This window comes from Methylobacter sp. sgz302048, assembly GCF_052162025.1.
Lineage (GTDB): Bacteria > Pseudomonadota > Gammaproteobacteria > Methylococcales > Methylomonadaceae > Methylobacter.
In genome coordinates this window covers 3,648,473-3,663,851 of the sequence record NZ_CP197401.1, presented here as the reverse complement: position 1 = coordinate 3,663,851, position 15,379 = coordinate 3,648,473, and the positions used below count along the sequence as shown (strand labels likewise).

Genomic DNA, 15,379 nt, shown 5'->3' with positions numbered 1-15,379 from the left:
ATGAAAGCCTTTACTAAAATCACGGCGCTGGTCGCACCGCTGGATCGAGCCAATGTCGATACCGATGCGATCATTCCGAAGCAATTTCTGAAATCGATACAGCGTGCCGGTTTCGGCCCCTATTTGTTCGATGAATGGCGCTATCTGGATCACGGCGAGCCGGGGATGGATTGTACAAATCGCCCGCTCAACCAGGATTTCATTCTGAATAAGCCGGAATACCAAGGCGCCGAGATTTTGCTGACGCGCGAGAATTTCGGTTGCGGCTCTTCTCGCGAGCATGCGCCCTGGGCGCTGGAAGATTACGGCTTTCGGGCCATTATCGCGCCCAGTTTCGCCGACATCTTTTATAACAACTGCTTCAAGAATGGTTTGCTGCCGATTCACTTGCCGGCCGACGTGGTCGACAGTCTGTTCAATGAATTGACGGAAGGCTACCGGCTGACTATTGATCTGGCTGCACAGAAGATTACAACGCCATCCGGTCGGGAAATTGCTTTTGACGTCGATGAAAACCGCAAATACCGTTTGCTGAATGGCCTCGATGATATCGGTTTGACCTTACAGCAGGCTGATGAGATTAAAGCTTACGAAGCGGCGCGCGCGAAAAGAGCCCCTTGGCTGTTTGCTGACTAATGGCAACGGTTTAAACGTATTCATAATATAAAAAGAAGGTTTTAAAGTTAATGACAAAGAAAATTGCAGTGTTGCCCGGTGATGGCATAGGCCCTGAAATTGTCGCGGAAGCGGTTAAGGTGCTGGAATGCCTGAATGCCGAGATGAATCTGGGGCTGGTTTTTGAAAATGGTTTGATCGGCGGTGCAGCCTATGATGTGCACGGCACGCCTTTCCCGCAACAGACGCTCGATCTGGCCAAAGAAGCCGATGCCGTGCTGTTGGGCGCGGTCGGCGGCCCGAAATGGGAGTCGCTGGATATTTCGGTACGTCCTGAGAAAGGCCTGCTCGGAATACGTTCGGAATTGCAGCTGTTCTCGAATCTTCGTCCGGCCATTCTGTATCCGCAACTGGCCGATGCTTCCACCTTGAAGCCGGAAGTCGTGGCAGGCCTCGATATCATGATCGTGCGCGAACTGACCGGCGGCATTTACTTCGGTCAACCGCGCGGCATCAGAATGCTTGAAAACGGCGAACGTCAAGGATTCAACACGCTGGTCTACAGCGAATCGGAAATCCGCCGCATTGCCCATTCCGCATTCCGCATCGCACAAAAAAGAAATCGCCGCCTGTGCTCAGTCGACAAGGCCAACGTGCTCGAGTGCACCGAGCTGTGGCGTGAAGTCGTGACCGAGGTCGGCAAGGACTACCCCGATGTCGCGCTCAGCCATATGTATGTCGATAACGCGGCCATGCAGCTGGTGCGCGCGCCTAAGCAGTTCGACGTGCTTGTGACCACCAACATGTTCGGCGATATCCTGTCCGATGCGGCTTCCATGCTGACCGGTTCCATCGGCATGCTGCCGTCTGCCTCGCTTGATGCGAACGGTAAAGGCATGTACGAGCCGATTCACGGCTCAGCCCCTGACATCGCCGGCAAAGGCATCGCCAATCCGCTGGCGACCATTTTGTCGGCCGGCATGATGTTGCGTTACACCTTTAATCAGGCCGAGGCGGCCGACCGTATCGAGAAAGCGGTCAATGCTGCGCTGGATGCCAAGGTTCGTACCGCCGATATTTATTCCGAAGGCATGAATAAAGTCAGCACGGCACAGATGGGTGACGCCGTGGTTTCAGCTTTAAGAGCGGGAGCATAGTCAATGAGCAAGCTTTATAACGTTGCAGTCGTGGGCGCGACCGGTGCGGTCGGCGAAGCGATGCTGTCCATTCTGGAAGAGCGCAATTTTCCGGTCGGCGAAGTGTATGCCTTAGCGAGTAGCAATTCGGTCGGCAAGCGCATTCCATTCAAAGGCGGCAATTTGGTGGTGCAGGATCTGGCCGAGTTTGATTTCTCTAAGGCGCAGATCGGCCTGTTTTCACCCGGCGCTTCGGTATCGGCCATTTATGCGCCGAAAGCGGCCGCTGCCGGCTGTGTCGTAATCGATAACACGTCAGAGTTCCGTTACGACGACGATATTCCGCTGGTCGTGCCCGAAGTGAATCCTGAAAAAATCGCCGAATACAAGAACCGCGGCATCATCGCGAATCCAAACTGCTCGACGATTCAAATGCTGGTGGCGCTGAAGCCGATTTACGATGCGGTCGGCATCGACAGGATCAACGTCTGCACGTATCAGGCCGTTTCTGGCACCGGCAAGGACGCTATCGAGGAGCTGGCCAAGCAGACAGCGCAATTGCTGAACGGCAAGCCTGCTGAGTCCAATGTTTACCCGAAACAGATCGCCTTCAATGTATTGCCGCAAATCGATGTCTTCCAGGACAACGGCTATACCAAGGAAGAGATGAAAATGGTGTGGGAAACGCGCAAGATTCTCGGCGATGACAGCGTCAGGGTCAATGCCACGGCAGTGCGGGTGCCGGTTTTTTACGGCCATTCCGAAGCCGTGCATATCGAAACACACAAGAAAATCGATGTCGCGACCGTCAGGGCGCTGCTTGAAAAGGCGCCAGGCGTCAAAGTGATTGATGAGCGCAAGGACGGCAGCTATCCGACGGCAGTGACCGATTCGTCAGGCCACGATGATGTGTTCGTCGGCCGCATCAGAGAAGACATCTCGCATCCTCAGGGAATCGATTTATGGGTTGTTGGCGACAATGTCCGCAAAGGAGCCGCATTAAATAGCGTGCAAATTGCAGAAGTGCTGGTAAAAAATTACATCTAGTCTAAGCTTATCTGTAATTTGATTGTTCACGGTAAGAGACTGTGGTAAATATTTGTGGAGGAGGCAATGTGCGCAATTTAACTAAAACTTTAGCGGTTGTTTCATTACTGGCGCCAGTTGGTGCTCATCCGTTAGGGATTGGCGATATTAAATTGCACTCAGCCCTTAATCAGAATCTGAATGCTGAGATCCCTTTGGTTGTTTCGGCAGGTGAAAACGCTGCTGATATCAAAGTAAATTTGGCCCCACCTGATAAATTTGATGAAGCAGGAGTACCGTGGTCGTATTTCCTGTCAAAAATCAAATTTGAACCGGTTGTTGGCTCTAATGGTTCGGTTGTTATCAAGCTCAGTTCAAGAGAAGCATTAAAAGAGCCCGTTCTGGATCTGCTGCTCGAAGTAAGCTGGCCTAAAGGCAATCTATATCGGGAATTTACCGTACTGGTGGATCCTCCTGCCGCTTATAGCCAAGCCACGATCCCTGTCTCGACGCGCATCGAAAGCTACGAGCCTTACGAGCCGGAGCAAGATATTACCCCTCAACGTCAACAGGCGCCAAGACCACAGGCAGGACCGCAGCGTACTGCAGGCATTGAGAAAGGGTATGTCATCGTCAATAGGAATGACTCGCTCTGGAAGGTAGCCAAGCGCGTGAACAATCATCGTGATGTGTCCATGGAACAGATGATGGTGGCGTTGTATCAGCAAAATCCTGCTGCATTCTATAAACAGAATGTAAACGCCTTGATCGCCGGGAAAAAACTGAAAATTCCGGAAAAAGAGGCCATTCTGAAGTTGTCCAGGAAGGATGCCTTGGCTGAATTCAACCGGCAAAAAGAGGCTTGGAAAAATCGCGCCGATGCGCCAGCTCCTGTCGAGAAAGCTGTTCCTGCTGAAAAACCGGCACCGGTGGAGAAGGCTGCTTCTGTTGAGAAGCCAGCTTCTGTTTCGGCAGATGCGGCTAAGGAAACGGCCGGCGATAATCATTTAAAACTGATTGCGCCGACCGAGGCAACAGTGACAGAAAATGTGGCAATCGCTGCAAAAAGCGATCAGCCTACAGCCGATAAATCAGCAACTGACGCACAACAGACGAAGGTTGAGACGGCGGCTGCCCCTACAGGCACGAGCGGGGCAGCGGCAACCGATGCGGCGGCCCAACAAAAATTGGCTGAGCTTGAAAATCAGCTGGCTGAGACGCAAAGATTGCTGGCGTTAAAAGATGAACAGCTTGCCTCATTGCAGAATCAACCTGCAAGCCCGGCTGCACAGCAACGGCCTGCGCAGCCGCCGGCCGCTGTTGAGTCAGCCAAGCCGGCGGCTCAGCCAGCACCTGAGCCTAAGCCTAAGCCGGTTGTTCATCCGGAGCCTGAGTCCGATAATTATTATCTGGCCGTTGGTGGCATGGGGGTTGGCGTTTTATCCTTGCTGGGTTGGCTATGGTGGCGTAAACGCAAGATTGATGAGGAAATGAGCGCGGAGAGCATGTTCGCATCGTCCAGCTGGAGGAACAGAACGGAGACTTCTGAAAATCTCTCTGTGCCGATTGTTGATGACAGCATGGCCTATAATGTCGGCACAGTTGGCGAAAGTTCTTTCTTAAGCGAGTTCACGCCCAGTGATTTTGGCGCATTCGACACGGATCAGAATGAAATTGACCCGATTTCCGAAGCCGATGTTTATCTGGCCTATGGCAGATATCAACAAGCGGAAGAACTCATGCGGCATGCCATTAAAGAGCAGCCGGACCGTGATGAATGCATGTTGAAATTGCTGGAAATTTTCTATTCTAATGAAAATAAACAGGCTTTTGAGACTTATGCCAGCGAATTGGCAGCGGCAGGAAAAAAAGATGAGCCTGATTTCTGGGCAAAAGTTGTTGAGATGGGTAGTGAAATCTGCCCTGATTCCGCGCTGTTTTCTTCTGAGCCTGTCTTGAATGAAAGTGCAGTCGTTGAAGAAAACAGGCATGTCGATTTCACAGAGGCGCATAACGTTGATACCGCGGAATCGGACGATGTCGGTGAAATGGATTTTGAGATGTTTGAGTTTGATTCATCACCAGCTCAAGATGTAATCGAGACAGAGGATAAACTGTCAAATTCCGATGCGATGGCTTTTGACGTTTCTTCTGATCAGGAAGCCGCCGAATACAAGGATGCTGTATTGGATTTTGACATGACGGCTCTTGAAGTTGAAGACGATCATGGAAATAATGGCAGTCTTGATTTTGATTTAAATCTATTAGCACAAGACTCGGCCGGCGCAGAATCACTTGGCGAAAGCATAGACGATGCACGTGAGCAGGAAATTGAATCGTTTGATTTCAAGTCAAATGAAACCGAAGCAAAAGAGGACGGTGAATTTGATTTAATTACTCTGGACGATAATGATGCAACTTTAAATTTCCAGGATTTCGATTTTACTGTCGATAATTCAGCGGATGCGGATAAGGATGCCCACGATGATTTTGAGTTCAATTTTGATCTGGATATGCCGGTTTCAGAAGGGAAGGACGGCGAGTCTTATGTTTCCGAGTTGTCCGATATGGACGAATGGGCGACCAAGCTGGATCTGGCAAAAGCTTATTTTGATATGGGCGATGCCGAGGCGGCCAGGGATATTGCTGATGAGGTATATGAAAAAGGCTCGTCGGAGCAGAGAAAGGTGGCGCTGGAATTGCTTGATGAGTTGAAATAATCCTATCCTGCCAGTCTTGCCACAATAAAAAAGCCCGTTAAGGGCTTTTTTATTGTCTTGAATTATCGACAAGCTCGGCGATTATGGCAGTCTGATGACTGGTAAAATTCAGGACGCATCGCCGCAATACTTGGAAATGCCGATTAGCTGACTCGTAATCATGATTCAATAAATTGCTTTCCAGAGTGCATGCCGGTTCTTGTATATCGTTTAAGCCGCAAAAACTTGCCGAGCCATGCAATTTATGGGTGATTTGCTGGGCAACTGAGTACTGTTGGCTATCCAGTGCATCCTTGATGGCATCGATTTGTTCAGGAAGCTCTTCAAATAGTTTCTTAAAAATGGTTAAAGCAAGAGAATGATTGCCGCGTGTTTTATCCAGCAGGATCTTGATATAACTGGCGGCCTGCTTTGTGGATAGCATCATAATGGATTTGGGTAGATTGCATTAAAAATAGTGATGGTTTTCTGATGAGTATTTCTTAAGCCTCAGATTCTTCGTAGTTGTTATATCTCGTGTGCTGGCCTGTGAGATATAACCAACAGTCTAACGGCGTACTGAAACAAATTCAATGGCACTGGCTGACTGTTGCACAGATTCGTTATCTGGGTGAATCGATATGTTTAACTTCATCTGTGAGGTGCGAGGCTGCGCTAGTATCAGAATTATTAAGCGTACGGCTCATGACGAGGCGGCTTAATTGGTCCGCCTGCGGGCTGTGAATGCAATAGGTATTGTGGCTAAATTGCTCCGGGATGAGGCGATTGCTTGTCTGGCGGCCTTGGTTTTTCCAATTGACGCCCGAATTCATCCAGTTGCTTTTCCAGTTCCTGGCCTAAAGACTCAATTTGTTTTTTAATCAGTGGGAGTTGTCTTTCCAGCTCCAGACCGAAAGACTCGACTTGCTTTTCAATAAACGGGAGTTGCCGTTCCAGCTGTTTGTGCAAGACGTCACCAATCTCCTGCAAGCTCCTGAGAATAACATTGAATGGCAGGCTAGAAATATTAATCAGAGTTTGCCGGTAGTCAATCAGCCATTTATCGTGTTCCTTTGCCAGAACGGTGTTAAAAGTTAAGGACTTGCCGGTTTCTCCATTGCTTGCCAAGGTAACGATGGTCTCTACCGACGAGGTAGGGCCATCGATGGATATTTGGCCAGTTTCCACTGACGCATCTTCGAGATACGGCTCTTTTTCGATCAGATCGCGGCTTGCCGGCGTGGCATAGGTTTTGGCGGTCTTAAGGTTGCCGTCTATCAAGGCTTCCCAGAATGCCGCCGTTACCTCATCGGGCGTTTTCGCAGTCTGACAGCCTGCAAGTAACAACAAAATAAAAAGTCCGGCCAGATAAGCCGGACTTTGCTTCGCACCCTGGATAAGGGCGGCAAGGGACACTTTAGTCGTCGCCACCGAAAACACCCAGCAGTTGCAACAAGCTTAGGAACAGGTTGTAGATGGAGACGTACAGCGATACGGTGGCGGAAATATAGTTGGTTTCACCGCCGTGTATGATGGCGCTGGTCTGGAACAGGATCATGCCGGACATCAGCAGAATAAACATGGACGATACAGCCAGGGATAGACCAGGCATGGAGAAGACCATTGCGCCAATACCGGCCAGAAACGCTACCAATATGCCGACCATCAGGAAGCCGCCCAGAAAGCTGAAATCCTTGCGCGTGGTTAAGGCGTAGCCTGACAGGCCTAAAAAGATGACGCCGGTTCCGCCTAATGCAGTCATGATCAGCTCATGACCGTTGCTGAAGGCATGCAGGTACATGTTCAAGATAGGGCCCAGCGTTAAGCCCATGAAACCGGTCAATGCAAAGACAAAAACCAGACCCAAGCCGCTGTTCTTGAATTTTTCAGTCAGGAACAACAAGCCGAAATAGCCCACTAAGGTGATGATCATGCCGGGGTGGGGCAGATTCATATACATCGAAACACCGGCAATCAACGCGCTGAAAAGCAATGTCATTGACAATAACAGATAGGTGTTTTTCAGCATTTTATTGGTCGCCAGAATACTGGCTTCCGGACGGGAAACAGCGGTATTTAATCTCATTTTATTCAGATTCCTCAAACAAAAGGTTAACAAAACAGAAAGACCTTTAAATCTTACAAGAGTTTCGAGATGTTGGTAACAAAAATTGAGTAAAATATGGGCTTAAGCGCAGTAATTTTAGAGTTAAATGATGACAGAAATTATACAGAAGACGCCTTATGAGTTTATCGGCGGTGAAAAAGCGTTATTAAGTCTAGTCGATCGTTTTTATTTTTTTATGGATACGATGCCGGAGGCGGCCGGCATTAGGGCCATGCATGCAAAAAGCCTGTCAGGGGCCCGCGATAAGTTGTTCAAGTTCCTATCGGGCTGGCTGGGCGGTCCTGATCTGTTTATCCAGCAGTATGGACATCCACGTTTGCGGCAACGGCATTTTCCTTTTGCCATAGGGCCATCTGAAAGAGATCAATGGATGTTATGCATGAATAAGGCGTTAAACGAAATGCCCATGGATGCCGTTTTCAGGGAAAATCTAAGCCAGGCTCTACAACAATTGGCTACTCATATGATTAATCAGCATGAATAAAATCAGCTGATCCATGCAGAACGCACAAGGCTAGCCGCTCTTTATCCCAATAACTTCATCCAGATAAAGAGCTCAAACGGGTTAATATGGATACTATATTTGTCAATGGTATGCTACATTGAGTGCTGAAAATTATTGGATGACACCGCTTGAATTTCTGGCTGTCGGCATAGATGATAGGGTAGGATTACTCCATCATGTTGCTTGTTTACAAGTCTGACAGCGCCAATTCATGGCAGGCTAAAGCCGAAGGCGCTGGGCAATCGTTTTGACGGTTCAGCTTGGCCAATTTGGGGGCTGGGCTTAAATTAAGGAAAATAGAATAATTTGTTGTATTAGAGAGCTGTTATTTTTAATCTACCTTTTTCTTATCACATTCGCCACAGTCAGCGTGCCACCAGAGTACGCATTGTTGTAACACCCGGCAAGGTTGAAGTTGTAGCGCCCGTGAAAGCTTCGCCGCTGCGCATTGAGCAATTTGTTCTGGAAAAGCAGCAGTGGATCGTGCAGACCTTGGCGAACATGGAAGCCAAAAGTCATCTGTTTGGCCGTCGTGCGCCGTCCGATTATAAACATGGCGTCGACATCCCTTTTCAAGGAAAACAGTATCAATTGGCGGTCAAACCTTCAGCATTAAAAAGGGTCAAAATAGAGTTTTCGGATACATTCGTTGCTCATGTCCCTGAGGCCCTGGTTGCCAGGGAGCATGGCGAGGATATCAGAAAAGCCTTGATACGCTGGATGAAGACGACATCAAAGCTGCATGTGGAGCAGCTGGTAAACACCCATGCTGACAAAAGGCAGCTGTTTCCGCGGTCCATCAAGATCAAGACCCAAAAGAGCCGTTGGGGCAGTTGCGGCATTCACAACGATATCAATATCAATTGGCTGTTGATCATGGCTCCGCCTGAAGTGCTGGAATATGTGGTTGTTCATGAACTTTGCCATATTCAGGTTAAAAATCATTCCCGGCATTTCTGGGCGCTGGTGGCCGAGCATTTGCCCGATTATCAGCAGCGAAGGCATTGGCTGAAAAAGCATGGCAGCCATCTGATGATGGGGTTGTAGTTTCTAACGCAAGCTTCCTCAGGCAGAGAAGCTAATAGGGTAACTGGATTGCAGTCACTAAATAATTTGATAAGCGAGGATGACGGTATTTTCTAGGTTTTGATATCGTCTTAATCAACATGAGCAAAAAAAACAAAATAGCGTTTGTTTGCGATCAGTGCGGAGCGGATTTTCCGCGTTGGGCGGGGCAATGCACGAGTTGCGGCGCATGGAATACGGTCAAGGAAGTCAGGCTCGGGGCGGCGGCTTCCGGTCGTCCCGGCCGCATGGCAGGCTACGCCGGAAGCCGGTCGGAAGTTAAATTGTTGTCTGACATCAATCTTTCGCAGGCCGAACGCATTTCCACCCGGATTTCGGAGTTTGACCGCGTTTTGGGCGGCGGGATTGTCAGGGGCAGTGTGGTTTTGATCGGTGGCGCGCCAGGGGCCGGCAAGAGCACTATCTTGCTGCAGGCTATTGCCAATATTGCCAACGATGGCGTGAAAGTGCTGTATGTCTCCGGTGAGGAGTCGCTGCAACAGATTGCCGAAAGAGCGCACAGGCTCAAGCTGCCGGTTGATAACATCATGATGCTGGCCGAAACTTCGGTGCAAAGCATATGCGATGTGCTGGACGAAGTGCAGCCGCAGATTCTGGTGATCGATTCGATCCAGGTTATGCATACGCTGGATACGGACTCGGCACCCGGATCAGTTTCTCAGGTTCGAGAGTCAGCCAGCTACCTGACTCAGTACGCCAAAAAACACAATGTGTCCATCTTTATGGTCGGTCATGTCACCAAGGATCAGTCGCTGGCTGGCCCCATGACATTGAGCCATATCGTCGATACGCAGGTGATTCTGGCTTCGACGGATGACGCCCGGTTCAGGGTTTTAAGGGCCGATAAAAACCGGTTTGGCAGTGTCGGCGAGCTGGGTTTTTTCGCCATGGACAGTTCGGGGCTTAAGGAAGTCAAGAATCCGTCGGCCATGTTTTTGAACCGGGCCGAAAAACCATCGTCGGGCAGCGTTGTGACCGTGCTCTGGGAGGGTACGCGGCCTTTGCTGGTGGAAATCCAGGCGCTGGTTATTGAGTGCCAGTATGGCAATCCGCGGCGCCTGGCCGTCGGTTTCGACCAGAACCGTCTTGCCATGCTGCTGGCTGTACTGGCGCGGCACGGCGGCATTTTAACCGGCAATGACGAGATTTATGCCAATGTGGTCGGCGGCATCAAAGTCACGGAAACAAGCTCTGATTTGGCTATTGTCGTCGGGATTGTGTCCAGCCTGAGGGATAAAGTGATTCCGCATGATGCATTCTTTTTTGGCGAGATTGGTCTTAATGGCGAGATCAGGCCTGTTGCTAACGGTCATGCGCGCCTTAATGACGCGGCAAAGCACGGTTTCAAAAAAGCGGTTATTCCGAAAGCCAATGCGCCGAGAAAACCGATTGAAGGACTGGAGATCCACGCGGTTTCCCATGTTTCCGAAGCACTGGAAATTTTTTCGGATCTTTAATGGTGAAGATAGGCGGATAGCTGTGTTTATGGTTATTGTGTAATTTAGTCTGCCGGCTCTTTAGCACAAAAAGAACTGCAGGCTTGTACCGTCAATAACGATTACATCATTGTTGCTCAGTTTGAGGGAGTTATCATCCAAAGGTTGGTTATTGACTGTGATCTGACTCTTATTTTCCAGTGCGGCGATGAAGTAGCCTTCCTTTCTTCTCGATATGACGACCAGACCGCTACCGCTATGGCCAAGCCGCGTCATTGCATTTTTCAAAAGCAGGATTTTGCCTATATTCGGGCCATCCATAACCTGCAGATTAGCGGCAGTTATGGGTGGATGGGCGCCGGTTTTATGATCAGTTGGCTTGTTGTCCTTGTTGCTTGCGGCGTTCTGTCGAACCTGCTCTGATGCCGATTCAGTTGTATTGTAGATGATGTCATGCTTGCCGACAGAAATCGTGTCATTGTTATTGAGATGGCATTCTTTAACTTTTACACGATTGACGATTAATGGAAAATCATCATTCAACTGCTTGATGATGCAACTGCCGTCGCGAATGACAAGAGCCGCATGAGCCGGAGCCACTGCGAGGCTATCGATAGTTAAATCATTAGTCTCATCGCGGCCAATATGTATAACGCCGTTTTCAAACAGGTCTGAGTGGATCGCTTTATCTTTAAAGAAAACAGTGAGTCTTGCCATTGCTGCCGTAAATTAACTCCTAAACGGTTTTAATTATAGACGGATTCTTTTAGTTAGCCAAAAAAACACAAGTTTTTTGATGGGACTTATCGGTATGAATGCAACTGTCTATTTTTGCGGCAGAAACTTAACCAATTTAACGGTATTTTCATCGCGCTTTAGAATTTCCAATGGATAGCCGTGTAATTTTATACTGGTGCCCGGCTCCGGGATGGTTTCCATGAACTCAAGGATAAGTCCGTTCAGAGTCTTTGGGCCTTCAGTCGGTAGCGACCATTGCGTGACACGGTTTAATTCTCTTACAGTAATGTTGGCATCCACCAGAAAACTGCCGTCGCTTTGTTCTCTGACGGTGACATCGTCGGTAATCAGTTCGCCTACTATTTCTTGCAGCAAATCGTCCAGAGTAACGAGTCCTTCCACATCTCCGTACTCGTCAACAACCAGCCCGATGCGTATTTTCTCGATTTTAAACCGGTGGATCTGCTTATGCACAGGGGTGCTTTCCGGGATGAAAGAAGGCTTGATCAGCTGATTGATAATAGTTTGTTTGTCAAAATCCTCATTATTGACTACCATGAGGATTTTCCTTAAATGCAGGAAACCGATTACTCTATCGATGCTTTTTTTATAAACAGGCAGACGGGTGTGCGGGCTGGCCTTGATCTGCCGGATGATCTCTTCGATCGGCAATTCGAGGTCAATGCCGACAATTTCATTGCGCGGCGTCATGATGTCTTCAACCGTCGCCGATTCAAGATCAAGTATGCCCATCAGCATTTTCTGGTAGCGTGAAGGCATTAGGCTTTCTGCTTCAGCCACGATGCTTTTCAATTCTTCTTTATTGAGCAGGTCATGGTTGTGCTTTTTAACATTGATGCCGACCAAATTTAGTAGCTGGCCGGTAATCAGGTTGACGGTCCATACAATCGGATAGAAGAGCTTCAGTAAAGGGGTGAAGACCCATGCCGCCGGAAAGGCGAGAAGTTCAGGCTTGACCGCAGCCAGTGTCTTCGGCGCAACTTCTGAGAAAATGAGAAGCACGATAGTTAAAATCCCGGCGGCGATGGCAATGCTGGATTCGCTTTCGCCATATAAACGGATGGCAATGACTGTTGTTATTGATGAGGCAACAACGTTGACAAAGTTGTTGCCCAATAAAATCAGACTGATTAGGTGATCGGGTCTTTGCAGCAAATGATGAGCTTTTATGGCGCCGGAATGCTTGAGCTTCACTAAATGCTTCAAACGGTAACGGTTCAGGGTCATTAGAGACGTTTCGGAACCGGAGAAAAAAGCCGAAATAATAAGCATTAAAGCCAGTATGCCAAAGAGCATACTAAGGGGTATGTCGTTCAAAGAAGGATTGCTCTGAGTAGTGAAAACTCCTCTAGTGTCTACAGTGGGAAATTTTTGTCAAGCCTGAATGTAAGCTGAATGCGATCTTTATGCTTGCGTTTATTTTTAAATTATTTAGAAAAGTTATAAAACACTTTGAAAATTAAGGTTATTTTAACATTGGCCAGGTTTCTGTCCGTTTTTCGAGTTGTTCATGGCATCCTGATTTTCGCGCCATTGATGGCTGCGAAGATCATCAATACTATAAATATCGTTCAGTTTTGTCGTTTGAGTCTCTTACTTGAGAATCTTCAAGCAATGAGAAAGTTTTCTGCAAACTAAAGCCGATAAAAAATTAATATTGCTGATTTTTTAATCAGTTTAGATTCACTTTTGCCTTGATGTTTGTGTTTGGCCTTTCCAATGTTTTAAAAAGCCCCTATAATAGTTGGTTCTTTGAGGCATTCGGCCTCTCCTTGCTTTACCATTTTATTAAGAGAGATGGAAGGCTTTAAACCGTAAGGAAAAATTATGCGACATTATGAAATTGTCTTTTTAGTCCATCCCGACCAAAGTTCTCAGGTTCCTGCGATGATTGATCGTTATAGATCAACTATCGAAGGCGCAGCCGGCAAAATCCACCGTTTGGAAGACTGGGGTCGTAGGCATCTGGCTTATCCCATCAATAAAATTCATAAAGCTCATTATGTGTTAATGAATGTTGAATGCGATCAAGCTACATTGGAAGAGCTGGAAAGCGGCTTTCGTTTTAACGATGCCATTTTGCGTAGCATGACTTTGCTGCAAAAAGAAGCTATCACTACGCCATCCCCCATTGCCACAGCAACTGCTGAAGAAGGCAGAGCGGCTGAATCCAGAGCTAGAGATGCTGCAGCCAAAGAAGCGGCAGCAGAAGACAGCGACGAAGATGTCAGTCTGGACGATGAAGGTTTCGACATTGACGAAATCGCTTCTGAATAAAACTTTTAACACTTGGACAAGAGATTATTATGGCACGCAATGTAAGACGTAAAAAATTCTGCCGATTCAGCGCAGACGACGGCACACAGATCGATTATAAAGATCTGGATCTATTAAGCGATTATATTACTGAAACCGGCAAGATTGTTCCTAGCCGTATTACAGGAACCAGCGCTAAATATCAAAGACAGTTAGGTGTGGCAATTAAACGCGCGCGTTTTATTGCATTATTGCCTTTCTGCGACGCTCACAAATAATCAGTACCGGGGCCGTCAGTGAGCTTTTTAGCCGCTTACATCATGCGGGGACGGCTGCAAGCCATGATAGTGGCTTCCAGCCTCGCATTGCTATCGCTGATTATGCCTCCGGTAAGTATAGTAAGTTCAGCCTCCGTTGCTCTCGTCACATTGAGGCGGGGCGCTTTTGAAGGCTTGTATGTTTTAGTCTGTTCAAGTGCGGCGGCCTCATTACTGGGGCTCTTCCTGTTAGGCAGTTACCAGTTTGCCTTGCTTTACAGCATGGTGTTGTGGCTGCCTGTCTGGTTGATTTCAATCGTCTTGAGAGAAGGGCGTCATTTATCTCTGGCGGTTGAATTTGCGGTGTTGATAGGTGTGCTCGGGGTTGTTGGTTTCTACCTCTATGAGGCGGAGCCTGCGGCCATGTGGAAAGAGGCTCTTTCTCATATGGTGCCACCCAATATGCCTGTTGATGAGATTCAACGCACTTTGGATGTTCTGTCTCATTATATGACCGGAGTGGCGGCAGCAGGAACCGTATTCGGTTTGTTGTTTGGCCTGTTTCTAGGGCGCTGGTGGCAATCGGTGCTTTATAACCCCGGCGGCTTCAAGCAAGAGTTTCTGTCGCTGCACACGAAACCCCGGCTGGCAATGGGCAGTATAGTCGTTGTAGCGGTTGCCTGGGCAAGTTCCGGAGCGCTCTCCGAGGTTGCCTGGAATATGACTATTTTGCTGTTTGTGTTATACACCTGTATCGGAACGGCCGTACTGCATGCGGTTTTTGCTTCGATGAAACTCGGCCGCTATCTGGTGCCGATGTTTTATCTGACATTGTTTTTGATACCCCATGCCATGTTGCCCGTGGCTTTAGTGGGCTTAAGCGACGCATGGATGAACTTACGAAACAAAATTTCAAATCAAACTAACGCCTGACGGCGAAAAATAATTAGCTAAAACCGAAAGGTGAGGTATTAAAAGATGGAAGTTATTCTTCTTGAAAAGATAGCAAACTTGGGTAACCTGGGCGATAAAGTCACAGTTAGACCCGGCTATGGCAGAAACTATCTGGTTCCACAAGGCAAGGCTGTTGCTGCAACGGCTAAGAAAATTGCTGAATTCGAAGCGCGCCGCGCAGAGCTTGAAAAAATCGCCGCTGAAAAATTGGCCGCCGCTCAAGCACGTGCGAATGCGCTGAGCAAGCTTGAAGTCGTCATTACGCACAAAGCGGGGGACGAAGGCAAACTGTTCGGCTCTATCGGTACACACAATATCGCTGATGCGATCACTGCAGCAGGTGTTGCGGTTGAAAAGCAGGAAGTGCGCATGCCGAAAGGCGTTATTCGTCAAGTTGGCGAATACGACATCGACATCAACCTGCATACCGATGTCGTCGTAACGATGCCTATCAAAATTGCTGCTGAAGCGTAATAGTTAAAGGCAAAAGGTGCAAGGCAAAAGGTGAAGCGACGGCTTTTC

At 48.3% G+C, this 15,379-nt stretch carries 16 protein-coding genes; 11 read left to right on the top strand and 5 right to left on the bottom strand.

Annotation, left to right across the window (positions count from 1 at the left end; translation table 11 throughout):
- The 4 genes from leuD to ACTNE6_RS16335 all read left to right on the top strand — a co-directional run bounded on the left by leuD (nucleotide 1) and on the right by ACTNE6_RS16335 (nucleotide 5,497).
- Nucleotides 1-636 carry a 3-isopropylmalate dehydratase small subunit gene (gene leuD / locus ACTNE6_RS16350; RefSeq protein ID WP_442497490.1) on the top strand — a complete coding sequence of 212 codons (636 nt, stop codon included), beginning with the start codon at nucleotides 1-3 and terminating at the stop codon, nucleotides 634-636.
- Between the two features lie 50 nt (nucleotides 637-686).
- Nucleotides 687-1,772, top strand: a complete 1,086-nt coding sequence (leuB, locus tag ACTNE6_RS16345) for a 3-isopropylmalate dehydrogenase (RefSeq protein ID WP_268119577.1) — start codon at nucleotides 687-689, stop codon at nucleotides 1,770-1,772.
- A gap of 3 nt (nucleotides 1,773-1,775) precedes the next feature.
- A complete protein-coding gene (locus ACTNE6_RS16340) occupies nucleotides 1,776-2,798 on the top strand; it encodes an aspartate-semialdehyde dehydrogenase (RefSeq protein ID WP_442497489.1) in 1,023 nt (340 codons plus the stop codon).
- Nucleotides 2,799-2,866: 68 nt separating this feature from the next.
- Nucleotides 2,867-5,497, top strand: a complete 2,631-nt coding sequence (locus tag ACTNE6_RS16335; RefSeq protein ID WP_442497488.1) for a FimV/HubP family polar landmark protein — start codon at nucleotides 2,867-2,869, stop codon at nucleotides 5,495-5,497.
- 49 nt (nucleotides 5,498-5,546) lie between these two features.
- Here ACTNE6_RS16335 and ACTNE6_RS16330 read toward each other — a convergent pair whose 3' ends face one another.
- From ACTNE6_RS16330 to ACTNE6_RS16320, 3 genes are all read right to left on the bottom strand, one after another.
- A complete protein-coding gene (locus tag ACTNE6_RS16330) occupies nucleotides 5,547-5,924 on the bottom strand; it encodes an Hpt domain-containing protein (RefSeq protein WP_442497487.1) in 378 nt (125 codons plus the stop codon).
- Nucleotides 5,925-6,238: 314 nt separating this feature from the next.
- Entirely contained in the window at nucleotides 6,239-6,907 is a 669-nt protein-coding gene (locus ACTNE6_RS16325) for a hypothetical protein (RefSeq protein ID WP_442497486.1), read from the bottom strand.
- A complete protein-coding gene (locus tag ACTNE6_RS16320) occupies nucleotides 6,894-7,562 on the bottom strand; it encodes a Bax inhibitor-1/YccA family protein (RefSeq protein WP_331821235.1) in 669 nt (222 codons plus the stop codon). Before ACTNE6_RS16320 ends, ACTNE6_RS16325 begins: the two co-directional genes overlap by 14 nt.
- A gap of 130 nt (nucleotides 7,563-7,692) precedes the next feature.
- On the opposite strand from ACTNE6_RS16320, the gene ACTNE6_RS16315 reads away from it, so the two are divergent.
- From ACTNE6_RS16315 to radA, 3 genes are all read left to right on the top strand, one after another.
- Nucleotides 7,693-8,088: a group II truncated hemoglobin gene (locus ACTNE6_RS16315; protein ID WP_442499711.1), complete on the top strand. Its 396-nt coding sequence runs from the start codon at nucleotides 7,693-7,695 to the stop codon at nucleotides 8,086-8,088.
- 348 nt (nucleotides 8,089-8,436) lie between these two features.
- Nucleotides 8,437-9,156 carry a M48 family metallopeptidase gene (locus tag ACTNE6_RS16310; RefSeq protein ID WP_442499710.1) on the top strand — a complete coding sequence of 240 codons (720 nt, stop codon included), beginning with the start codon at nucleotides 8,437-8,439 and terminating at the stop codon, nucleotides 9,154-9,156.
- 119 nt (nucleotides 9,157-9,275) lie between these two features.
- Complete coding sequence (gene radA / locus ACTNE6_RS16305) at nucleotides 9,276-10,652, top strand: DNA repair protein RadA (RefSeq protein ID WP_442497485.1); 1,377 nt, start codon at nucleotides 9,276-9,278, stop codon at nucleotides 10,650-10,652.
- 60 nt (nucleotides 10,653-10,712) lie between these two features.
- Here radA and ACTNE6_RS16300 read toward each other — a convergent pair whose 3' ends face one another.
- Together ACTNE6_RS16300 and ACTNE6_RS16295 are read right to left on the bottom strand one after the other, a co-directional pair.
- On the bottom strand, nucleotides 10,713-11,348 hold the full coding sequence (locus tag ACTNE6_RS16300; protein ID WP_194968492.1) for an FHA domain-containing protein: 636 nt from the start codon (nucleotides 11,346-11,348) through the stop codon (nucleotides 10,713-10,715).
- Nucleotides 11,349-11,456: 108 nt separating this feature from the next.
- On the bottom strand, nucleotides 11,457-12,707 hold the full coding sequence (locus ACTNE6_RS16295) for an HlyC/CorC family transporter (RefSeq protein ID WP_442497484.1): 1,251 nt from the start codon (nucleotides 12,705-12,707) through the stop codon (nucleotides 11,457-11,459).
- A gap of 510 nt (nucleotides 12,708-13,217) precedes the next feature.
- On the opposite strand from ACTNE6_RS16295, the gene rpsF reads away from it, so the two are divergent.
- From rpsF to rplI, 4 genes are all read left to right on the top strand, one after another.
- Nucleotides 13,218-13,667, top strand: a complete 450-nt coding sequence (rpsF, locus tag ACTNE6_RS16290) for a 30S ribosomal protein S6 (protein WP_194968494.1) — start codon at nucleotides 13,218-13,220, stop codon at nucleotides 13,665-13,667.
- Nucleotides 13,668-13,696: 29 nt separating this feature from the next.
- On the top strand, nucleotides 13,697-13,924 hold the full coding sequence (rpsR, locus tag ACTNE6_RS16285) for a 30S ribosomal protein S18 (protein ID WP_194968495.1): 228 nt from the start codon (nucleotides 13,697-13,699) through the stop codon (nucleotides 13,922-13,924).
- Between the two features lie 63 nt (nucleotides 13,925-13,987).
- On the top strand, nucleotides 13,988-14,836 hold the full coding sequence (locus tag ACTNE6_RS16280) for a hypothetical protein (RefSeq protein ID WP_442497483.1): 849 nt from the start codon (nucleotides 13,988-13,990) through the stop codon (nucleotides 14,834-14,836).
- A 45-nt stretch (nucleotides 14,837-14,881) separates the two neighbouring features.
- Complete coding sequence (gene rplI, locus ACTNE6_RS16275) at nucleotides 14,882-15,331, top strand: 50S ribosomal protein L9 (protein ID WP_194968496.1); 450 nt, start codon at nucleotides 14,882-14,884, stop codon at nucleotides 15,329-15,331.
- The last annotated feature ends 48 nt before the right edge of the window (nucleotides 15,332-15,379 follow it).